Origin of the sequence: Rubrivivax albus, from assembly GCF_004016515.1 — a bacterium.
Taxonomy (GTDB): Bacteria; Pseudomonadota; Gammaproteobacteria; order Burkholderiales; family Burkholderiaceae_C; genus Rubrivivax; species Rubrivivax albus.
The window spans coordinates 814,365-835,081 of sequence record NZ_SACT01000001.1; the positions used below are offsets into that span (position 1 = coordinate 814,365).

Annotated in this window: 23 protein-coding genes; 6 read left to right on the forward strand and 17 right to left on the reverse strand. The window is 71.8% G+C overall.

The window, feature by feature from the left end; all coding sequences use genetic code 11:
- Positions 1-2: 2 nt before the first annotated feature.
- The 6 genes from ENE75_RS03775 to ENE75_RS03800 form a co-directional block, all read right to left on the reverse strand.
- A complete protein-coding gene (locus ENE75_RS03775; RefSeq protein WP_128195747.1) occupies positions 3-659 on the reverse strand; it encodes an ABC transporter ATP-binding protein in 657 nt (218 codons plus the stop codon).
- A gap of 59 nt (positions 660-718) precedes the next feature.
- Positions 719-1,303 (reverse strand): PEP-CTERM sorting domain-containing protein, encoded by a 585-nt coding sequence (locus ENE75_RS03780; protein WP_128195749.1) that lies wholly within the window; start codon positions 1,301-1,303, stop codon positions 719-721.
- An 89-nt stretch (positions 1,304-1,392) separates the two neighbouring features.
- Positions 1,393-2,322 (reverse strand): tRNA (adenosine(37)-N6)-dimethylallyltransferase MiaA, encoded by a 930-nt coding sequence (miaA, locus tag ENE75_RS03785; RefSeq protein ID WP_128195751.1) that lies wholly within the window; start codon positions 2,320-2,322, stop codon positions 1,393-1,395.
- A 4-nt stretch (positions 2,323-2,326) separates the two neighbouring features.
- On the reverse strand, positions 2,327-3,547 hold the full coding sequence (locus ENE75_RS03790; RefSeq protein ID WP_233258901.1) for a multidrug effflux MFS transporter: 1,221 nt from the start codon (positions 3,545-3,547) through the stop codon (positions 2,327-2,329).
- Positions 3,544-4,314 (reverse strand): pseudouridine synthase, encoded by a 771-nt coding sequence (locus ENE75_RS03795; protein WP_233258902.1) that lies wholly within the window; start codon positions 4,312-4,314, stop codon positions 3,544-3,546. The genes ENE75_RS03790 and ENE75_RS03795 overlap by 4 nt, the downstream gene beginning before the upstream one ends.
- 49 nt (positions 4,315-4,363) lie before the next feature.
- Entirely contained in the window at positions 4,364-5,227 is an 864-nt protein-coding gene (locus ENE75_RS03800) for an alpha/beta hydrolase (RefSeq protein ID WP_128195755.1), read from the reverse strand.
- A gap of 55 nt (positions 5,228-5,282) precedes the next feature.
- On the opposite strand from ENE75_RS03800, the gene ENE75_RS03805 reads away from it, so the two are divergent.
- On the forward strand, positions 5,283-5,774 hold the full coding sequence (locus tag ENE75_RS03805) for a hypothetical protein (protein WP_128195757.1): 492 nt from the start codon (positions 5,283-5,285) through the stop codon (positions 5,772-5,774).
- Between the two features lie 10 nt (positions 5,775-5,784).
- Here the strand turns inward: ENE75_RS03805 and ENE75_RS03810 are convergent, their stop codons facing one another.
- From ENE75_RS03810 to ENE75_RS03825, 4 genes are all read right to left on the reverse strand, one after another.
- Entirely contained in the window at positions 5,785-6,126 is a 342-nt protein-coding gene (locus tag ENE75_RS03810; protein ID WP_128195759.1) for a hypothetical protein, read from the reverse strand.
- A 108-nt stretch (positions 6,127-6,234) separates the two neighbouring features.
- Entirely contained in the window at positions 6,235-7,284 is a 1,050-nt protein-coding gene (locus tag ENE75_RS03815; protein WP_128195761.1) for a threonine aldolase family protein, read from the reverse strand.
- 134 nt (positions 7,285-7,418) lie between these two features.
- Positions 7,419-8,231, reverse strand: coding sequence for a cobalamin-binding protein (locus tag ENE75_RS03820; protein ID WP_128195763.1), 813 nt, complete (start codon positions 8,229-8,231; stop codon positions 7,419-7,421).
- 4 nt (positions 8,232-8,235) lie between these two features.
- Positions 8,236-8,571, reverse strand: coding sequence for an H-NS histone family protein (locus ENE75_RS03825; RefSeq protein ID WP_128195765.1), 336 nt, complete (start codon positions 8,569-8,571; stop codon positions 8,236-8,238).
- A gap of 126 nt (positions 8,572-8,697) precedes the next feature.
- Between ENE75_RS03825 and ENE75_RS03830 the strand changes: the two genes are divergently transcribed.
- Positions 8,698-9,255, forward strand: a complete 558-nt coding sequence (locus ENE75_RS03830) for a queuosine precursor transporter (protein ID WP_233258903.1) — start codon at positions 8,698-8,700, stop codon at positions 9,253-9,255.
- A gap of 48 nt (positions 9,256-9,303) precedes the next feature.
- Positions 9,304-9,870, forward strand: coding sequence for a transcription elongation factor GreB (greB, locus tag ENE75_RS03835; protein ID WP_128195767.1), 567 nt, complete (start codon positions 9,304-9,306; stop codon positions 9,868-9,870).
- A 30-nt stretch (positions 9,871-9,900) separates the two neighbouring features.
- Here greB and ENE75_RS03840 read toward each other — a convergent pair whose 3' ends face one another.
- Together ENE75_RS03840 and ENE75_RS24810 are read right to left on the reverse strand one after the other, a co-directional pair.
- A complete protein-coding gene (locus ENE75_RS03840; RefSeq protein ID WP_128195769.1) occupies positions 9,901-12,180 on the reverse strand; it encodes a RelA/SpoT family protein in 2,280 nt (759 codons plus the stop codon).
- A gap of 76 nt (positions 12,181-12,256) precedes the next feature.
- Positions 12,257-12,607 carry a DUF4148 domain-containing protein gene (locus ENE75_RS24810; protein ID WP_158288855.1) on the reverse strand — a complete coding sequence of 117 codons (351 nt, stop codon included), beginning with the start codon at positions 12,605-12,607 and terminating at the stop codon, positions 12,257-12,259.
- 162 nt (positions 12,608-12,769) lie between these two features.
- On the opposite strand from ENE75_RS24810, the gene ENE75_RS03850 reads away from it, so the two are divergent.
- Together ENE75_RS03850 and ENE75_RS03855 are read left to right on the forward strand one after the other, a co-directional pair.
- The gene (locus tag ENE75_RS03850) at positions 12,770-13,459 is read left to right on the forward strand and encodes a heavy metal response regulator transcription factor (RefSeq protein ID WP_128195774.1); all 690 of its coding nucleotides are present in this window, start codon (positions 12,770-12,772) and stop codon (positions 13,457-13,459) included.
- Positions 13,456-14,808, forward strand: a complete 1,353-nt coding sequence (locus ENE75_RS03855) for a heavy metal sensor histidine kinase (RefSeq protein ID WP_128195776.1) — start codon at positions 13,456-13,458, stop codon at positions 14,806-14,808. The genes ENE75_RS03850 and ENE75_RS03855 overlap by 4 nt, the downstream gene beginning before the upstream one ends.
- 65 nt (positions 14,809-14,873) lie before the next feature.
- On the opposite strand, the gene rpoZ is transcribed toward ENE75_RS03855, so the two are convergent.
- Genes rpoZ through tsaE form a run of 5 tightly spaced genes read right to left on the reverse strand, consistent with a single transcriptional unit; the run spans position 14,874 to position 19,458 of the window.
- The gene (rpoZ, locus tag ENE75_RS03860; RefSeq protein WP_128195778.1) at positions 14,874-15,077 is read right to left on the reverse strand and encodes a DNA-directed RNA polymerase subunit omega; all 204 of its coding nucleotides are present in this window, start codon (positions 15,075-15,077) and stop codon (positions 14,874-14,876) included.
- Between the two features lie 37 nt (positions 15,078-15,114).
- Positions 15,115-15,744: a guanylate kinase gene (gmk, locus tag ENE75_RS03865; protein WP_128195780.1), complete on the reverse strand. Its 630-nt coding sequence runs from the start codon at positions 15,742-15,744 to the stop codon at positions 15,115-15,117.
- Between the two features lie 44 nt (positions 15,745-15,788).
- Complete coding sequence (gene mutL, locus ENE75_RS03870) at positions 15,789-17,636, reverse strand: DNA mismatch repair endonuclease MutL (protein ID WP_128195782.1); 1,848 nt, start codon at positions 17,634-17,636, stop codon at positions 15,789-15,791.
- Entirely contained in the window at positions 17,633-18,979 is a 1,347-nt protein-coding gene (locus tag ENE75_RS03875) for an N-acetylmuramoyl-L-alanine amidase (RefSeq protein ID WP_128195785.1), read from the reverse strand. Before ENE75_RS03875 ends, mutL begins: the two co-directional genes overlap by 4 nt.
- On the reverse strand, positions 18,976-19,458 hold the full coding sequence (gene tsaE / locus ENE75_RS03880; protein WP_128195787.1) for a tRNA (adenosine(37)-N6)-threonylcarbamoyltransferase complex ATPase subunit type 1 TsaE: 483 nt from the start codon (positions 19,456-19,458) through the stop codon (positions 18,976-18,978). Before tsaE ends, ENE75_RS03875 begins: the two co-directional genes overlap by 4 nt.
- Before the next feature lie 120 nt (positions 19,459-19,578).
- Here tsaE and queG point away from each other — a divergent pair, with 120 nt between their 5' ends.
- On the forward strand, positions 19,579-20,631 hold the full coding sequence (queG, locus tag ENE75_RS03885) for a tRNA epoxyqueuosine(34) reductase QueG (RefSeq protein ID WP_233258953.1): 1,053 nt from the start codon (positions 19,579-19,581) through the stop codon (positions 20,629-20,631).
- Positions 20,632-20,717: the final 86 nt, after the last annotated feature.

The following is a 20,717-nucleotide window of genomic DNA, read 5'->3' on the forward strand; positions in this document are numbered from 1 at the left end:
GCTCAGGCCGCCACCGCGCTGCGCAGTCCCATCGCGGTCACCTGCAGCACGCGGTCGGCCCGCGCGGCGGCGGCCTCGGCATGGGTGACCAGCAGGCAGGCGCAGCCGTGTTCGCGCACCTGGACCTGCAGCAGGTCGAGCACGCGGGCGGCGGTGGTGGGGTCCAGGTTGCCGGTGGGCTCGTCGGCCAGGATCAGCGCCGGCCGGTGCACCACGGCGCGTGCGATGGCCACGCGCTGCAGCTGGCCCCCGGAGAGCTGTGCCGGCGCGCGGGCACCGAGCCCGCCCAACCCCACGGCCTGCAGCAGCGCGTCCACGCGTGCCGGGTCGTGCCGGCCCAGCAGGCGCAGCGGCAGGCCCACGTTGTCGGCCACGCTCAGGTGCGGCAGCACGTGGAAGGCCTGGAAGACGAAACCCAGCGTCTGCCGGCGCAGCCGCGCGCGGCCATCGTCGTCCAGCGTGGCCAGGTCGCGGCCGTCGATCACCACGCGGCCGGCATCGGCGTCCTCCAGCCCGGCGATGCAGTTCAGCAGCGTGGACTTGCCGACGCCGGATTCGCCCAGCAGAGCGACGAACTCGCCACGCGCCAGGTCCAGGCTCAGGTCACGGAAGACCGGGGTGTCGCCGAAGGACTTGGCCAGGTGATCGATGTGCAGCATCGCGGCCGATGATGCCGCAGCGGCCGCATCCTCCGGCGCGGCGGGGCATCAGACCATGTTCAGCGTGCCGTGCGACGGCGCAGCGCACCGGCCAGGCCCAGGCCCAGCAGCGCCAGCGCCGCGCTGGCCGGTTCCGGCACGGTCTGGTCCTGCGGCTGCCACAGCAGCACGCGCACGTGGTCGCCGGGGTCGCTGGCGCGCCAGTCCAGGGTCAGCGCTGTGCCGCCGAAAGCCCAGTTCACGGTGTCGGCGCCTTCCAGCCCCATCAGGCGGTGCGCCGCGTAGTCGTTCCACTGCCCGTCGCCGTCGATGTCCACCGACCATTCGGCCTGCGTGGCCGCAAGCTCGGCCGAGGTGGTGTACACGGCGACGATGGGCGCGCCGAAGTTCACCGTGGCGCGCAGGCGGCTGGCGTTCAGCGGGTCGAAGAAGAGGTACCAGGACTGCAGGCCGTCGCGGGCCTGCTCCTGCACCGTCCACAGCACGCCGTCGGCGTCCAGCAGGCCGGCGTTGACGGCCGCCGTGCCGGTGTAGGCCTGCAGCGAGAAGTTCGCGGGCAGCGAGACGGCGACCGGTGCCGCATCGGCGACGTTGACCAGAGCGGTCAGGGCCGCCAGGCCCAGACCTGTGACGAGTTGTTTCATGGGCGCGATGCTGCCGGGGCGCGACCCGCGCCGCGGTGACCGTTCTCACGAACCGCCCGCCACCCCCCGCTGCCCGGGGAGTGCGTTGTTCACGCGCCGGCCAGCGCCCGGATCTGCGCCATCGCGCGCGGCACGGCATCGGCGGCGTCGCAGGCCACGATGTGTCGATCGGGCATCGAGCGCAACCAGGTCAGCTGGCGCTTGGCCAGCTGACGGGTTGCGGCGATTCCGGTGTCGCGCAGGGGTGCCAGGTCGCCGGCCTCGAGCGCCGCCCACGCCTGCCGGTAGCCGACGCAGCGCATCGATGGCAGCGCCGGGTGCAGGTCACCGCGGGCACGCAGCGCGCGCACCTCGTCGACGAAGCCGGCCGCCAGCATGGTGTCGAAGCGCTCGGCGATGCGTGCGTGCAGCCACGCACGCGAACCGGGCTCCAGCGCCACCAGGGGCCAGTCGGCATGGGCGGCTGATGCCACCGCCTGCGAGCGCAGGTGCCAGTCGGACAGGGGCCGACCCGACACCTGCCAGACCTCGAGAGCCCGCTGGATGCGCTGGCTGTCGTTGGGCGCCAGCCGGGCGGCGGTGGTCGGGTCTACCCGCGCGAGTTCCGCGTGCAGGGCCGGCCAGCCTTCACTGACCGCACGTGCGTCGAGGGCGGCGCGCACGGCCGGGTCGGCCGAAGGCATGGCGTCGATGCCGTCGCGCAGCGCCTTCACGTAGAGCAGGGTGCCACCCACCAGCAGCGGCAGCCGGCCGCGGGCGCGGATCTCCGCGGCCAGCCGCATGGCGTCGGCGGCAAACTGCGCGGCGGAATACGGCTCCAGCGGGTCGCGGATGTCGATCAGGTGGTGCGGCACGGCGGCGCGTTCGGCTGGCGTGGGCTTGGCGGTACCGATGTCCATGCCGCGGTAGACCAGGGCCGAGTCGACGCTGATCACCTCCAAGGGCAACTGCGCGGCGAGGGCCAGCGCCACCGCGGTCTTGCCGCTGGCGGTGGGCCCGGCGAGCACGATGCCCTTCATCGCCTCAGCCGCCGTGCCGGCGCACCAGCGTCCAGGCCACGGCACAGGTAGTGGCCGACCAGAAGCCCAGGCCGAAGGCGAAGGGCAGCACCGTGCCGTCCAGCGCCACGCCCAGCCAGCGGCCGATGCCGAAAGCCACCAGCGCCATCACGAACCCGGCCAGCGCAGACGCCGCGCCCGCCTTGTGCGGGAACGGCGCCACCGTGCCGGCCTGGCCGCAGGGCATGTGGAAGCCGTGGCCGAAGCAGTAGATCCACTGCGGCACCAGCAAGGCCCACACGGATTCGACGCCGGCCACGGCCAGCAGCACGATGCTGGCGCCGGCCACCGCGGTGAAGCCGGCAGCGCGCACCACGCTGCCACCCAGCCCGAAGCGGCGGATCCACGGCCGGCAGGCGAAGGTGCCGGCCATGTAGCAGGCGCTGACCGAGGCCATCGCCAGACCGTACTGCGCCGGGCTCAGGCCGAGCACGTCGATGAACACGAAGGACGAGCCGGCCAGGTAGGTGAAGATGCCGCCATAGGTGCAGGTGACCAGCAGCATCCAGGCGCGGAAGCCCGGATGGCGCGCTACCTCGACCCAGTTGGCCAGCATGGGCCCCGGCGCCGTGGCGCGCGGGTTCTTCTGCGCCAGCGTCTCCGGCACGCGCCAGGCGACCAAGGCGAAGGCGGCGGCGCCGTAGGCCGCCACCACGCCGAGCGCGGCGCGCCAGCCGCTGGTGGCGGCCACCAGTCCGCCCAGCGCCGGGCCCAGCAGCGCCACGATGCCCAGGCCACTGAGCGCCAGCGCCATCACCTGCGCGCCTTCGATCGGCGCATAAAGGTCGCGCACCATCGCGCGCGAGCACACCACCGCGCCGGCCATCGTGAAGCCCTGCAGCGCGCGCCAGGCCACCAGCTGCTCGATGCTGCCGGCCAGCACGCTGCCCAGCGCCGCCAGCGCATAGGCCGCCAGCGTGCCCACCAGCACGGGGCGACGGCCGAAGCGGTCGGCCACCGGGCCCCACAGCAGCTGGCCGAAGCCGAAGGCCAGGATCAGCGCGGCCATCGTCAGCTGCGCCAGCGCCATCGGCGCGGCCAGGTCCTGCGTCAGCAGCGGCAGCGCGGGCAGGTAGATGTCGGTGGTGGCCGGCTGCAGGCCCATCAGCAGCGCGAGCACGGCGGCCGCGCCGCCATGGCCCAGCGCCGGGCGGCTGCCGGTGGTGGCCGTGCTCGGCGCGGTCACGCGAAGCGCTCGTGCGGGCCCAGGTAGCGCCACTGCCCGGGCGGCAGCTGGCCGAGCACGACGCTGCCGATGCGCACGCGCTTGAGCCCCACCACCTTCAGGCCGACGAGCTCGCACATGCGGCGGATCTGCCGCTTGCGGCCCTCGCGCAGCACGAAGCGCAGCTGGTCGTCGTTGGCCCAGCTCACCTTGGCCGGGCGCAGCGCGCGGCCGTCGAGCGACAGGCCGTGGCGCAGGCGCTGCAGCTCCTCGTCCGGCAGGCGGCCGGGCCGAAGGTGCTGCACACGCACCAGGTACTCCTTCTCGACCTTGCTGTCGTCGCCGATCAGCTGCTTGGCGATGCGCCCGTCCTGCGTCAGGACCAGCAGGCCGGTGGAGTCGATGTCCAGCCGCCCGGCCGGCGCCAGGCCGCGGAGCTGGCCGGGGTGGAAGCGGCGCGGGCCCTTGTCGCCAGCCCAGCGCGTGGTGGCCTGCACCAGCGACACCGCCGGCGGGTAGCCGTCCTCGGCCTGGCCACTGACATAGCCCACCGGCTTGTGCAGCAGCACGGTGACGCGCTCGGCCTGTTCCTGCCGCGCGCGCGGGTCGACCTCGATGCGCGCATCGGGTGCGGCGCGCTGGCCCAGCACCGCCAGTTCGCCGTTCACGCGCACCCAGCCGGCCTCGATCCAGGCGTCGGCCTCTCGGCGCGACGCGAGGCCGCGTTCGGTCATCAGCTTGGCGACGCGCACACCGTCGGGCGGCGCGGAGGCATCGGGCATCGGCATGGTCCGGATTGGACCATGGCGGCGCGCCAGCGGCCTGGCTGGGCCGGCCTCACTCCGCGGCGCGCAGCCCGAACAGGTCCGCCAGCGCCTGCCGGTACAGCGGCTGGCCCACCGCGTTCGTACTGTGGTGCGAGCCGCCCTCGACGAGCACGAAGCGCTTGGGGTGCGGTGCGCGCTCGTACAGCGCCTGGCCCAGGGCGGGCGGGATCAGCCGGTCCTCGCTGCCGTGCACCACGAGCACGGGGGCCTTGACGCGGGCGATGCGTTCGGCGGCCTCGAAGCGCTGCGTGATCAGCGGCCCCACCGGCAACCAGCCCCACTTGAAGTGGCGCACGACGTCGGGAATGGAGGTGAAGCTGCCTTCGACGATCAGGCCCCGCACGTCGTCGCGCCGGCTGGCCAGGTCGACCGCGATGGCACCGCCCAGCGAATGGCCGAAGACATAGCGCGGTCGGTCCGGGTGCTCGCGGGCCAGCCAGTCCCAGGCGGCCTGGGCATCCTCGTAGGCCATGTCCTCCGACGGCAGCACGGCGCTGCTCTGGCCGAAGCCGCGGTAGTCCACGCCCAGCACCGCGAAGCCCAGGGCCTGCAGCCGCCGCATGCGGTGTGCGCTGCCGCGCACGTCGTAGCGCGCGCCGTGCAGGTACAGCAGCACCGGCGCGTCGGCGCGGCCCTGCGGTGCCCACAACGCATGCAGGCGCACGGTGTCGCCGGATTCCGCCGACACGAATTCGATCCAGCGGTCCTGCATGCCCTCGGCGGCGGCGCTGCCGCCCCACCAGGTGCGCGCACCCGGCTGGAAGATCCACTCGCGCTGGCGCTCGTCCAGCGTGGCGCAGCCTGCCAGCAGCAACAGGCCGGCGGCCAGCGCGAACCACCAGCGCAGACGGCGATGTGGGCGTGTGTCCGTCATGGAGCCGAATGGTGGCACGCCAGGGGCGGGCCGTGGGTCCGCTACAGTGATGCCCATGAGATTCACTGTCCTTTGCGGCCTGGCGGCCCTGATGCTGGCCCAGCCGTCATGGGCCGACACGGCGGCCATCCAGCGCTGCCGCATCATTCCCGAGGCCGCCGCGCGGCTGGCCTGCTACGACGCCATCGCGCTGCCCGGTGTCGGTTCACGTGCCGGCTGGGGCGCGCCGGTGGCGGCACCGACGCCCGAGGCACCCGGTGCCGCCCCCGCGCCCGCGGCCACCGGAGGCGACTTCGGCCTGGAGAACCGGCAGCGCGAAGGCGTGCCCGACACGCTGTCCAGCCGCATCGTGGGCAAGGTGACCGAGTTCGCCAACGGCACGAGGTTCACCCTGGCCAACGGGCAGGTGTGGCAGATCGTGGACGACACCCGAGGCGTCTACGAACTCGACAATCCGCCCGTGCGCATCGAACGGGCGCTGCTGGGCAGCTTCCTGATGACGATCGAAGGCGTCAACCAGCGGCCACGGGTGCGCAGGATCCGCTGACCGGCGGGTGTCAGCAGGGCTGCCGGCTGGCGTCCGGCATCGCCGCGAGCGGCCGCCAGCCCAGGGCTTCCGCCCGAGCCTGGTGCTCGGCCGGGATATCGACGATGGCCAGGCGGCCGTCGGGCGCGCCGCACACCGCCGGCCGCATCCGGCCGTCGTGGCCACAGGCGACCTGGGTCACCGGCACGCCGGCCTCGCGCAGGGCCGCGGCCAGAGCCTCGGGCGTGGGGCCGCCAGGCTGGCACTGCAGCGTGCCCAGCGGCCGCGCCATCGGCAGCAGCGGGGCCGGTGTCGCCGATGGGGCCGTGGCGGCACAGCCCGGCAGCACGCTCAGGGTCAGGAGGGCGGACATCAGGGCTGGGCGCATGGTGAGGTGACGCGGGAACTCGTTCGCCATCGTAGCGGCAACGGCGGCAGCCGCCCGACGTGCGACGTCGCCCAGGCTGGTCCTGGCCGCTGTTCAGCCTGCCAGCAGGCGCACCAGGCGCTGTGCGGCATCGCGTGCCTGGGTGGCGGAGACGTCGAGGTGGGTCACGGCGCGCACCAGCCGCGGGCCGAAGGCGTTGAGCAGCACGCCGTCGGCACGCGCGCGTGCCACCACGGCCGAGGCATCGGGCGCGCCGTCGGCCAGGTGGAAGACCACGATGTTGCTCTGCACCGAGGCGAGTTCCAGGCGCACGGCGGGGCAGGGCGCGAGGATCTCGGCGAAGGCGCGGGCGTTGGCATGGTCCTCGACCAGCCGCGCTCGGTGGTGGTCCAGCCCGTGCAGGGCGGCGGCGGCGAACAGGCCGTTCTGCCGCATCGCGCCGCCGAGCATGCGCCGATGGCGGTCAGCGGCCTGGATCAGCGCCCGTGAGCCCGCCAGCAGCGATCCGCCGGGCGCACCCAGGCCCTTGCTGAAGGCCACGGCGACGAGGTCGAACGGCGCGGCCAGTTCGGCCTCGGCCACCCCGCCGGCGATGGCGGCGTTCCACAGCCGGGCGCCGTCGAGGAAGCAGCCCAGCCCGCGCTCGCGGGCGCGCGCGCACAGCGCCACCACCTGCGCCTGCGGCAGCACGATGCCGCCGGCGCGGTTGTGCGTGTTCTCGATCTGCAGCAGCGTGGTCGGCGGGAACACCGGCAGCCCGGTGGGCTTGATCGCGGCCTCGAGTTCGTCCAGCGAGAACAGGCCGCGCTGTCCGACTTCCACCATCTGCACGCCGGCGTTGGCGGCGGCACCACCCGTCTCGTGCCAGGCGGCATGGCTTTCGCGCGGGGTGATCACCTCGTCGCCGGGGCGCGTCATCACACGCAGCGCCACCTGGTTGGCCATGGTGCCGGTGGGCAGCCACAGCGCGGCCTCCTTGCCCAGCAGTTCGGCACAGCGGGCCTGCAGCCTCGCGGTGGTGGGGTCCTCGCCGTACTGGTCGTCGCCGACCTCGGCCGCGGCGATGGCCGCACGCATGGCGGCCGTGGGGCGGGTGACGGTGTCGGAACGCAGGTCGATCGGTGGGGTGGCGGGCGTGCTCATCGGGGTACCTTCGGGCTTCGCCCTCCGGAATTCGCCCCTGAGGCGGCCCGGCGGGCTCATTGGACTACCCTCCGTGCTCCGCACTTCGGGATGAGCCCTGGGGGCGGCCCGGCGGGCTCATGCCCGCGATGGTGTCACACCCCGTGCCGTGCCGCGTCGGCGATCAGCCGGTGCAGCTGCGCCAGGCCGTCGGTCAGTGCCGCCGGGCCGGGCTGCAGGATGTCGCAGGACTTGATCTCGTGCAGCCGGCCGTTCTGCACGGCCGGCACGGCCTGCCATCCCGGGCGAGCCGCCACCTGCTCGGGGCGGAACTTCTTGCCGCACCAGGAGCCGATGATCAGGTCGGGCGCGCGCGACACCGGTTCCAACGCATCGGCGATGACGCGGTCGCGCCCCATCGGCATGCGGCCGAGTTCGGCGAACACATCCTCGCCGCCGGCCAGCGCGATCAGTTCCGACACCCAGCGGATCGCGCTGATCATCGGTTCGTCCCACTCCTCGAAGTAGACGCGCGGGCGGCGGTTCCAGGCGGCCACGTCGGCGGCGATGCGCGCATGCGCGGCACGGCAGTCGGCGATCCAGCGCTCGCCTGCCCCGCGCGCGTCCACCAGCACGGCCAGCGTATGCAGCGTCGAGAAGATCTCCTCGACACTGCGCTGGTTGGTGATCCACACGTTCAGCCCGGCGCGCACCAACTGGTCGGCCAGGGCTGCCTGCATGTCGGAGAAGCCGATCACGAGATCGGGCTCGAGCGCGACGATGCGGTCGATCTTGCCGCTCAGGAAGGCGGAGACGCGGGGCTTCTCCTGCCGGGCCCGGCGGGGGCGCACCGTGTACCCGGAGATGCCGACGATGCGCTCTTCACGACCGAGCAGGTAGAGCCACTCGGTCGTCTCTTCGGTGAGGCAGACGATGCGGCGCGGCCCGGCTGCCGCGGGCACCGTCATCGCTTCACTTGACGGCGAAGTCCGACAGCTGCTTGCCGGCGGCCAGCGCTTCGCGCAGCCAGGCCGGGCGCGGGCCGCGGCCGCCCCAGGTGTTGCCGGCCTCGTCGCGGTACTTGGCTGCCGTGGTCTTGCCTGCCTTGCGGCCGGCGCGCTTCTTGCCGGGCTTGGCCACCTTGGGTGCGCGCGCCGTCAGACCGAGGTCGGCTGCGGTCAGGCCATAGGCCTTGATGGCTTCCTTGATGCGCGTGACCACACCGTCGATTTCCTTGCGCTTGATCTCCTCGGCTTCGCGCTGGAGGTTGTCGATCTGCTTCATCAATTGGCTGTAGGTCTTGCTCATGTGGATTCAGGGTGATGTTGGGGAGATCCTCCCGCGCGGCTCTCTGATTCGTGGCCTTTGCGCGGTCGGGACGTTATCACGATTCGCACGTCTATAATCCGCGACCGAACAATTCGAGTTGTTTAAATGAATCATCCTGAAAACTCACCGACTATTGTTTCGCGCCAATTCATCGTGCCGGCGCTGGCAATGGCGATGGTGGTCGTGCTCTCCAATTTTGCGGTCCAATTTCCCATCAATGATTGGCTCACCTGGGGCGCGTTCACCTACCCGGTGGTGTTTCTGGTCACCGACCTGACCAATCGTGCGCTGGGCCCTTCGGCAGCGCGCAAGGTGGCATGGGCCGGGTTTGCCGTGGCTGTCGTGGTGTCACTGGCGGTGGCACCGTGGCGCATCGCGTTGGCGTCCGGGTGCGCCTTCATCGTGGCGCAATGGCTGGACATTTCCGCGTTCAACCGGCTGCGTCAGGCCACATGGTGGCAGGCGCCTCTGATCGGTTCGGTGCTGGCATCGGTGATCGACACGGCCATCTTCTTCTTCCTGGCCTTCTATGGCAGCGACATGGACTGGCTGATGCTGGCCACCGGCGACATCGCGGTGAAATGGGCCATGGCGGTGGTGCTGCTGCTGCCGTATCGCGCGTTGTTGCCGCATCTGTCCGTCTGGCGCGCTTCGGCGGTCTGACACGCGATCGACGGGTCCTGCAGCACATGCGCTGACGGCGACGTCACGATGAGCAAGGCCTTCACGAAGGAGACCGACGGCGACGACGATGACGACTCGCCCGGCCTGCCACCGCTGCCGCCTGGCGCGAAGAACTACATCACGCCGGCCGGCTACCGGCGATTGCGCCAGGAGTTGATGTCGTTGCTGGACGTGGAGCGGCCCAAGGTGGTGGAGACCGTGTCCTGGGCGGCCAAGAACGGCGACCGCAGCGAGAACGGCGACTACCTCTACGGCAAGAAGCGCCTGCGCGAGATCGACCGCCGGATCCGCTTCCTGACCCGACGCCTGGACATCGCCGAGGTGGCCGACCCCAGTCTGCACCACGGCAATCACCAGGTCTTCTTCGGGGCCACCGTCACGTACGCCAACGCCGCGGGCGACGAGCGCACGGTCACCATCAAGGGCATCGACGAGGCGGACAACCTGGCCGGCGAGGTGAGCTGGATCAGTCCGATCGCGCGTGCGCTGCTCAAGGCCCGCGAGGGCGACGAGGTGACGCTGCTGACCCCGGCAGGCACCGAGCGCATCGAGATCCTGCAGGTGCAGTACCCTGCACCGGTCGACGCCGGTTGACCCGGCCCCGGCAACGGGCCGACAGCGCGGTCAGGGCTTGACCCGCGATACCTTCAGCACCGTCGGCGCCCGGCGCAGCGTGCGCAGCACATCGGCCAGATGCTGGCGGTCGCGCACGCTGACGAGCAGCCGCAGTTCGGCCGTGTCGTGGGCCGGCTCGTTGCCCATGTCCAGGTGCGTGATGTCGGCCTCGGCGCTGCTGATGGCCGACGCCAGCTGGGCCAGCACGCCCTTGCCGTTCTTCACCAGCACGCCGATGCCGCATTCGAACGAGCGTGTGAGCTCGTCGGCCCAGGCCACCTGGATCCAGCGTTCGCTGTCGCGTTCGAACAGGCGCCGGCCGACGCTGCACTCGGCGGTGTGCACCAGCAGCCCCTCGCCGCGGCCCAGGTAGCCGGTGATCGCGTCGCCGGGGATCGGCCGGCAGCAGGTGGCGAGCTTGATCGACGCGCCTTCGCTGCCGTCGACGAAGACCACGCCCTGGGCCGGCGTGGCATCGTCGCTGGCGTAGCGGCCCAGCGTCAGCGTCACCGCGTCGGGCCGTATGCCGTGCTCCGCCATCAACCCGGCCAGCCGCTTGGCGACGATGATGGCGATCTTGCGGCCCAGGCCGATGTCCACCATCAGCTCGCCACGGTTGCGGTTGCCGCTCCAGCGCGTGAGCTGCTGCCACAGCGCGGCGGCCGTCTCGTCGCCGGGGTCGGCGCTGGGCAGCTTCAGGCCTTCGGCCCGCAGTGCCTGCGCCAGCATCTTCTCGCCCAGCGACAACGACTCGTCGTGCGCCAGGTTCTTCAGGTAGTGCCGGATCTTCGAACGGGCGCGCCCGGTGCGCACCATGTTGAGCCAGCCAGGGTTCGGGCGCGCGCCCGGCGCGGTGATGACCTCGACCACGTCACCACTCTTGAGCTCGGTGCGCAAGGCCACCGGCTCGCCGTTGACGCGCGCGGCCACCGTGTGGTCACCGACGTCGGAGTGGATGGCGTAGGCGAAGTCGACCGGCGTGGCGCCGCGCGGCAGTGCCAGGATCTTGCTCTTGGGCGTGAAGACGTAGACCGCGTCGGGGAAGAGGTCGATCTTGACGTGTTCGAGGAACTCGGTGGAGTCGCGCGTCTCGTCCTGGATGTCCAGCAGCGACTGCAGCCACATCGTGCCCAGGCGCTGGGCGTCGGCGGTGGCGTTGCCGGACTTGTCGGTCTTGTAGAGCCAGTGCGCGGCGATGCCCTTCTCGGCCACCGCGTGCATGGCCTCGGTGCGGATCTGGAACTCCACCGGCGTGCCCAGCGGGCTGACCAGGGTGGTGTGCAGGCTCTGGTAGCCGTTCGCCTTGGGGATGGCGATGTAGTCCTTGAAACGGCCCGGCACAGGCTTGTAGAGCTGGTGCAGCACGCCCAGCGAGCGGTAGCACTCGTCGAGCGAGCCGACGACGATGCGGAAACCGAAGATGTCGTTGACCTGCGCGAAGCCGTCGTGCTTCTCGCGCATCTTGCGATAGATGGAATAGACGGTCTTCTCGCGGCCCGAGACCTGGACCTTGATCTTGGCCTTGCCGAAGGCGGTCTTCACCTCCTGCTGCACGCGGTCGACGATGTCGCGCCGGTAGCCGCGCGAGCGCGTCACCGCCTTGGCCAGCGCGGCGCGCCGCCACGGGTGCAGGTGCTCGAAGCACAGGTCCTGCAGCTCGCGGTAGATCTCGTTGAGGCCCAGGCGGTGGGCGATGGGCGCGTAGATGTCCAGCGTCTCGCGCGCGATGCGCTGCGCCTTGGCCGGCGCCATGGCGCCCATCGTGCGCATGTTGTGCAGTCGGTCGGCCAGCTTGACGAGGATCACGCGCACGTCGCGCGCCATCGCCAGCAGCATCTTGCGGAAGGACTCGGCCTGGTTCTCCTCGCGCGTGTTGAACTGCAGCTTGTCGAGCTTGGTCAGCCCGTCCACCAGGTCGGCCGCCGGGGCGCCGAAGCGCTGGATCAGCTCCGTCTTCGTGACCCCCTGGTCCTCGATGGTGTCGTGCATCAGCGCGGCCATGATCGCCTGCACGTCGAGCTTCCAGTCGGCGCACAGGCCGGCCACCGCGATCGGGTGGGTGATGTAGGGCTGGCCGCTGGCGCGGAACTGGCCCAGGTGGGCCTCGTCGGCGAACTTGTAGGCCTCGCGCACTTGGCGCAGTTCGCCCTTGCTCAGGTAGCCCAGCTTGGCCGCCAGGGCGTCGAACGACGAGGCCTCGGCCGGGGCCGGCGCAGGCGCGGCGCTGCCGCGCTGCAGGCCGAGCAGCGTGGTCGGCAGGAGTTCGGCGGCCAGCGAGCGGATGCCCATGCCCCGAATGTAGCGCGAGCGGCCCGCCGAGGCGGGCCGTGGGGACGGTCGAGCAGGCGCCGGGTGGCGCCGGTGATCAGCGGGCAGCCTGGGCCACGCGGGTGGCCTGCGCCGTTGTACGCTGGCCGTCGAAGGCGTAGGCCTCGGCGTCCAGGCGCTCCAGCTCGCCGGTGCGGGCCGCGGCCAGCACCTCGGCGCGCACGTCGGCACGCGACTTCTGGCTGACGATGGGGTTCAGGTAGCCGGCGCTCACCGCCTTGATGCTGCCGTCGGCGCGGGCCTGCTTCAGCTCGGCCATCACGTCGGCGCGGCTCTTCGTGGAGGCGGCGTTCATCCAGGCGTCGGAGGTGGCTTCCTGGGCGAAGGCCGAACCGCTGGCGGCAGCCAGGGCGAAGGTGGCGAGGGCGAGGATGTTGCGGGTGTTCATGGTCAGGTCCTTTCGTTCAGCGGGTTTGGGTGGCTGGTCGGTGTCTTCAGCTGCATCGACCACGGACTGAACTTTGAACAGCGGACCCGACGGCTGCCGAACGCGAAGATGACGATTTCGTAATCCCGCGAACGACCGCGCGGCGGCAAAATCCCAGCCGTTATGCGACTCCTGGTGATTGAGGACGAGGTCAAGCTCGCACAGTACCTGCACAAGGGCCTGAGCGAGAACGGCCATGTGGTGGACCTGGCGCACGACGGCATCGAAGGCCGCCGGCTGGCGCTGGGCGGCGAGTACGACCTCGTGCTGCTGGACATCATGCTGCCCGGCGTGGACGGCTTCGGCGTGCTGCGCGCCATCCGCGCCGAGAAGCGCAACCTGCCGGTGCTGATGCTCACCGCCCGAGATGCCGTGGCCGACCGTGTGCAGGGCCTGGAGCAGGGGGCCGACGACTATCTGGTCAAGCCCTTCGCCTTCAGCGAGCTGCTGGCCCGCGTGGGCGCGCTGCTGCGCCGCGGCCAGAACGGCAGCGGGGCGGCCACCGTCACCCAGCTCAGCCTGGCCGACCTGGATGTGGACCTGATCGCCCGCCGCGCCACCCGTGCCGGCGAGCGGCTCGACCTCACCGCCAAGGAGTTCAACCTGCTGACCCTGCTGCTGCGGCGTCGCGGGCAGATCCTGTCGCGCACCACGCTGGCCGAGCAGGTCTGGGACATGAACTTCGATTCCGACACCAACGTCGTCGAGGTGGCGGTGCGCCGGCTGCGTGCCAAGCTCGACGACCCCTTCCCCGCCAAGCTGCTGCACACCGTGCGCGGCATGGGCTACGTGCTCGAGGACCGCGGCGCATGAAGACCTCCTGCCCCGAAGCGCTTTGCTCCCATTCGATCAGCACCCGGCTGTCGCGCAAGCTCGCCATCTTCACGATGGTGGTGCTGGGCGTGCTCTTTGCCGTCACCTGGGGCATGGTCAAGATGATCCTGGTCGAGCGCAACGAGGCCGACCTGGTCGCGCGCTGCGAGCTGATCACCGACGTGGTCAGCCGGGCGGCCATCGGGGGCGAGACGGCGGTGATGGCACAGCTGTTGTCCGATGCGCCGATGCGCGCCAGCACGCGGCTGCAGGTCTGGCGTGCCGACGGCAGCAAGCTCTACGCCGACTACGAGTCCGAGGCGCTGAAGCGCTCGGAGCACACGGTGGTGCACGAGTTCTCCATCCCGACGCCCACGCTCGCCGGGGGCGAGGTGCGCGCCCGCTACACCGTGGACTACTCGCGCGACGCGGAGCTGGGCACGCGCTGGGCGTGGATCCTGGTGGGGGTGACGCTGGCTGCCGGCGCGCTGGTGGCCACGGGCACGCGCTGGCATGTCACGCGCGGCCTCAGGCCGTTGCGCGACCTCGCGGCGCAGACGCGCGCCATCTCCGCTCGCGACCTGGACCGCCGCCTGGCGCTGGTGGACCCGGCCGAGGAACTGCTTCCGTGGATCGAGCAGTTCAACGCGATGATGGACCGGCTGCAACTGGCTGTGCAGCAGCTCGAGGCCTTCAATGCCGACGTGGCGCACGAACTGCGCACGCCGCTGGCCACGCTGATCGGCGAGACCGAGGTGGCGCTGTCGCGCGACCGCGACGCAGCATCGCTGCAGGACACGCTGGCATCGAACCTGGAGGAGATGCAGCGCCTGTCGGCCCTGGTCAACGACATGCTTTTCCTGTCGCAGGCCGACCGCGGTGCCGTGGCCCGGCGTGGCGAGCCGGTGAGCCTGGCGGAACTGGCGCGCCAGGTCTGCGAGTTCCACGAGGCCACGCTGGAGGACGCTGGCGTGGGCCTGCGCATCGACGGCGACGCACAGTTGGCGGTGGACGTGCCGCTGGTCAAGCGGGCCTTGTCCAACTTGGTGGGCAATGCCACCCGCTTTGCCGCGCGTGGTTCGACGGTCGTGGTGGCCATCGCGCCGGAGGCCGACGGGCAGTTCCGCGTGCAGGTGGAGAATGCGGGCGAGACCATCGCGCCGGACCACCTGCCCCGTCTGTTCGACCGCTTCTTCCGCGCCGACACGTCCCGCTGCTGCGAGGACGCCCAGCACCACGGCCTGGGCCTGGCCATCGTGGCGGCCATCGCGCGCATGCACGCCGGGCGCACGGTGGCTGAATCCGCCGCCGGCACCACGCGGGTGGGCTTCACGCTGGCGGCGGCCTGAGGGCCGTCAGGCAGAAACACAAAGGGCGCCCGCGGGCGCCCTTTTTCATGCGGTGAGCCGCAGGCTCAGACCGGCACCTTCTTGAGCATCTCCACGCCCACCTCGCCAGCGGCAATCTCGCGCAGCGCGGTCACGCCGGGCTTGTTGCGCGACTCGATCTTGGGCGCGTGGCCCTGGCTGAGCATGCGGGCGCGGTAGGTGGCCGCCAGCACCAGCTGGAAGCGGTTCGGGATCTTCTGCAGGCAGTCTTCGACGGTGATGCGCGCCATGGGGGCTCCTGGGGCTCCGGGACGGAGCGATGCGGGTTCAGCTCAAGTCGAGTGCCGCGAACACCTGGGAGCGGTTGCGCAACTGGGCCGCGTACTTCAGGCGCTGCGAGTGCACGACCGTCTTCAGGTCGAACAGCGCCGTCTCGAACAAGCTGTTGATTATAACGAAGTCGAAGTGCCGGGCCTGGGCCACTTCTTCACGCGCATTGGCCATGCGCACCTCGATGGTGGCCGCGTCGTCCTCGCCGCGGCGGCGCAGGCGCTGCTCCAGTTCCGTCCAGCTGGGCGGCAGGATGAAGATCAGCACCGCGTGCGGGAAGATCTTCTTGATCTGCAGCGCGCCCTGCCAGTCGATCTCCAGCACCACGTCCTCGCCGCGCTCCAGGCGGGCCTCGATGGCGCTGCGCGAGGTGCCGTACAGGTTGCCGTGCACCTGGGCCCACTCGAAGAAGTCGCCGCGGTCGATCATGCCCCGGAACTCGGCCTCGTCGATGAACCAGTACTCGCGGCCGTGCTGCTCCTGGCCGCGGGCCTTGCGTGTGGTGTGCGAGACCGAGACCGCCAGCCGCGAGTCGAGCTCGAGCAGGGCCTTGACCAGGCTGGACTTGCCGGCCCCGCTGGGCGCGGCGACGACGAACAGGTTGCCGGGGGTGTCTTCGGGTCGCATCGCGGGATTTTCCGCGAAACTGCGACCGTGCCGCGGACCGGGCCTCAGCGGCCGCGCAGGAACAGGCCGTCGAGCTCCCGCATCGACAGCTGGCGCCAGGTGGGCCGGCCATGGTTGCAGGTGTCGGCGCGCTCGGTGGCCTCCATGTCGCGCAGCAGCGCGTTCATCTCGGCCAGCGTGAGCCGGCGGTTGGCGCGCACCGCGCCATGGCAGGCCATCGTGGCCAGGATGTCGTGCTCGGCGCGCTGCACCACACGGCTGGCCCCATGCTCGGCCAGGTCGGCCAGCACCGACCGCGCGAGTTCGGCCACGTCGGCATCGGGCAGGGCCGCGGGGCGGCTGCGCACCGCCAGCGCGTGGGCCGACAGCGGGCTGAGCTCCAGGCCCAGCGCCGCCAGCGCGTCGGCCTCGGCTTCGGCCGTGGCCATCTCCACCGCATTCACCGGCAGTGGCACCGGAATCAGCAGCGGCTGCGCCGGCAGCTGGCCACCGGCGGCACGCGCCGCCTTCAGCCGCTCGTAGACGATGCGCTCGTGGGCGGCGTGCATGTCCACGATGACCAGGCCCTGGGCGTTCTCGGCCAGGATGTAGACGCCGCCCACCTGCGCCAGCGCTCGGCCCAGTGGCCAGGCGGTGGCGTCGTCTGCCGCGGGCGTGGGGGCCTGCGGTGCGTCGTCCAGCGGGCGCAGCAGCGCCTGCCACGCGGCCGGGCGTTCCGCGGCGTGCAACACCGGTTCGGCCAGGGCCAGGCCGGGCTGCCAGCCACGGAGAGGGGTCACCTGCGACATCTCCGGTGTCGCGGCGCTGGCAGGGCGGGGTATCGGCAGGGCGGGCGCCGACCAGGGCCGCGTCGACACCGCCTCGGCGCTGGTCGCGGTGGCGGCGTCCGCCGCGGCCCGCGTGGGCGCCAGGGCCTGTTCCACCGCGCGCTGCACCGCCTGGTGCACGGCCCGGCCATCGCGGAAGCGCACCTCGATCTTGGTCGGGTGCACGTTCACGTCCACCGTCTCCGGCGGCAGGGTCAGGAACAGCACCCAGCTGGGCTGGCGGCTGCCGTGCAGCTGGTCCTCGTAGGCGGCACGCACGGCATGACCCACCAGCCGGTCGCGCACGAAGCGACCGTTGACGAACAGGTACTGCTGGTCGGCGCGCGCCCGCGCAGCTTCCGGACGGCCGATGCGGCCTTGAAGCTGCAGCGGCCCCTGCTGCGTCTGCAGAGGGGCGCTGGACGCGACGAAGTCACGGCCGAGCACGTCGGCCACGCGCTGTTCGGCGGTGCTCGGACGCCACTGCGCGGCCAGGCGGCCGTCGTGCCAGACCGCGAAGCCCACGTCGGGCCGCGCCAGGGCATGCCGCTTCACCGCCTCCAGCGCATGGCCGAACTCGGTGGCGTCGGTCTTCAGGAACTTGCGCCGGGCTGGCGTGGCGAAGAACAGCTCCTCCACCTCCACAGTCGTGCCGCGGCCGCGCGCGGCGGGCTGCAGCTCGCCGCTGCGTGCGTCCAGGCGCTGCGCCATCGGCGCACCGTCCGGTCGGCTGGTCAGCGCCACGCCGGCCACGCTGGCGATGGCGGCCAGCGCCTCGCCGCGGAAGCCCATCGTGGCCACGGTCTCCAGTTCGGCCAGCGACGCGACCTTGCTGGTGGCGTGGCGCTGCAGCGCCAGCGGCAGCTCGGCAGCGGGGATGCCGGCGCCGTCGTCCTCGACCACGATGCTGCGCACGCCACCTGCGACCAGGCGCACGACGATCTCGCGCGCGCCGGCGTCCAGCGCGTTGTCCACCAGTTCGCGCACCACCGAGGCCGGGCGCTCGATGACCTCGCCGGCGGCGATCTGGCTGATCAGCGTGTCGGGCAGCGGCCGGATGGCCCGCCGCAGGGTCGAATCACTCATGCCGTGCGCCGGTCGGCAAAGGCCGGGTGGGTGGCGAACCAGCGGCGGATGCCCTCGGCCAGCGCCTCCACCAGCTGGCGGCGGAAGCGCGGGCTGCGCAGCTTGGCCTCCTCCTCCGGGTTGGAGATGAAGGCGGTCTCCACCAGCACGCTGGGTATGTCGGGCGCCTTCAGCACCGCGAAACCGGCCTGCTCGACCTGGCGCTTGTGCAGGTCGCCGACCTGGCCGATGCGGCGCAGCAGCTCGCGGCCGATGGTCAGGCTGTCGCGGATCTGCGCGGTGGTGCTCATGTCCAGCATGGCCTGCATGACCTGGCGGTCGGCCACGTTCAGGTTGACGCCGCCCACGAGGTCGGCCGCGTTCTCCTTCTGCGCCATCCATCGCGCCATCGTGCTGCTGGCGCCTCGGGTGGACAGCGCGAACACGCTGGCGCCGCGCGCCTGCGGCCGGGTGAACGCATCGGCGTGGATGGAGACGAAGAGGTCGGCCTGCACACGTCGCGCCTTGGCCACGCGTTCGTGCAGCGGTACAAAGAAGTCGCCGTCACGGGTGAGCATGGCGCGCACGCCGGGCAGGGCGTTGAGGCGTTCGCGCAGCGCCAGCCCGATGGCCAGCACCACGTCCTTCTCCTGCAGGCCGGTGGGGCCGATGGCGCCCGGGTCCTCGCCGCCGTGGCCGGGGTCCAGGGCCACGATGAGCAGGCGGTCCACCGCGCGCTTCTCGTCGGCGGTGAGCGGGCCGCGCGGCCGCGGGGTGATCACCGATGGCGTCGGTGGCGGCGAAGGCGGAGCGGGCAGCGCGGGCGACAGCGGCCGGTCGACGCGTGCGATCAGTTCGCCCAGCGCGTCCTGCATGGCCTGCGCGGCGGCGGTCTCGGCCGCTTCCTTTTCCTGTACCAGCGCCAGCAGCGGGTCGGGCGCCACGGTGGGGTAGAGGTCCAGCACCAGGCGGTGCTGGTAGGCGGCCACGGGCGTCAGCGCGAAGCGCTGCGGCAGCACGGCCTGCTTGAGGTCGAACACCAGCCGCACGGTATCGGGCAGGTACTGGCCCACGCGCACCAGGGCCACGTAGGGGTCGTCGGGGCGCACGGCGCCGACCAGCTCGCGCAGCGCGGCGTCCAGCGTCAGGCCCTTCAGATCGACCACGAGCCGCGGCGGGTTGCTCAGCAGCACGTGTTCGGCCTGCAGCGGCCGGTCGGATTCGAGCGTGACGCGCGTGTAGTCGGCCGCCGGCCACATGCGCACGCCGACGATGGTGGGGGCCGTGGCCTCGCTGCCGGCGGCGGGCGCCAGCAGCGGCGCGGTCAGCAGCATCAGCAGGGTGTCGCGGCGCTGCATCGTCATCCGGGCCAGGCCTCCAGCAGCCGCAGGCCGGTCTCGGTGTTCGCATCGGCCCGGACCTGGCGAGACTCGTCGGCCGCAGGTGCCAGATGGAGGTCGAGGTCGGCCACGGGCAGCATGCCGGCGGCCTTCTCGGGCCATTCGACCAGCTTCAGTCCCGGCGCGGCGAAGATGTCGCGAAAGCCGGCATCGGCCCACTCCTGCGGGTCGGCGAAGCGGTAGAAGTCGAAATGCGAGACCGCCAGCTCACCGGCCTGGTGCGGCTCCAGCACCGCGTAGCTGGGGCTCTTGATGCGTCCGGCCACACCCAGGGCGCGCAACAGGTGGCGAACGAACGTCGTCTTGCCAGCCCCCAGCGGTCCATGCAGGGCGATGAAGGCGTCGTGCAGCGTCGGCTGTCGTGCCAGCCGCCCGGCGCTGTCGGCACAGGCAGCCTCGTCGGGCCAATGGAGGGTGCGGGTTCCTAGAATCGTTGCATGCACGAGCGTCGTGTCCTCCCAGGGAAACGCCGGGCCGCCCCAAGTTCCCTGGCGCCCCCGCGGGGGGCCGGGCCGGGCGTGCCCGGTCCAGGGGGTCTGGGTCTGCCGCGGTTGTGGCGGCAGCTGCAGGCCTGGGCGCATCAAGCGGGATTCTCCCAGATCGGGGTGGCCGATGTGGACCTGTCGGCCGCCGAACCCGGCTTCGAGGCCTGGCTGGCGGCCGGGTTCCATGGCGACATGCACTACATGGCCGCACACGGCACCCGTCGCACGCGGCCGGCCGAGCTGGTGCCGGGCACGGTGCGCGTGATCACGGCCCGCATGGACTACCTGCCGCGTGAGGCGCCGGCGGACTGGGCCGACCGTGAGCAGGCGCGGCTGCGCGCACCGGGCGAGGCGGTGATCTCGGTCTACGCCCGGGGCCGCGATTACCACAAGGTGTTGCGCCAGCGGCTGCAGCGTCTGGTGGACCAGCTGGCGGCGGAGATCGGCCCCTTCGGCCACCGCGTGTTCACCGATTCGGCCCCCGTGCTGGAGGTCGAACTGGCCACGCAGGCCGGCCTGGGCTGGCGCGGCAAGCACACGCTGGCCCTGCGGCGCGACGCTGGGTCGATGTTCTTCCTGGGCGAGATCTACGTCGACTTGCCGCTGCCGCTGAGCGAGCCGGTGAGCGCCCACTGCGGCAGCTGCACCGCGTGCCTGGACGCCTGTCCGACCCAGGCCATCGTGGCACCCTACAAGCTCGATGCGCGGCGCTGCATCTCCTATCTGACGATCGAGCACCCGGGGCCGATTCCGCTCGAACTCCGGGCTGCGATCGGCAACCGGATCTACGGCTGCGACGACTGCCAGCTCGTCTGCCCGTGGAACCGCTGGGCGCAGCGTTCGCCGCTGCCGGACTTCGATGCACGCCTGGGCCAGGAGACACTGCTGGCGCTGTGGGCCTGGGACGAGGCCACGTTCCTGCGCCGCACCGAAGGCAGCGCGATCCGTCGCATCGGCCACGCGCGCTGGCGGCGCAACCTGGCCGTGGCGCTGGGCAACGCCTGGCGGGCCACGGGCGATGTGGCCATCGCCCAGGCGCTGGCGCAGGCCGACGACACCGGCTTGGCCCGCGAGCACATCGCCTGGGCCCTGGCGCAGCGCGATCAGCCGGCTGCCGGCCTCAGAGGGTGAGAGGTCATCCAGCGTGCCCGAGCAGACGCGCCAAGCGGTCCGACTCTAGGCGCAAAGCGCAGCCATAGCTCGGGCCATGGCGAGCA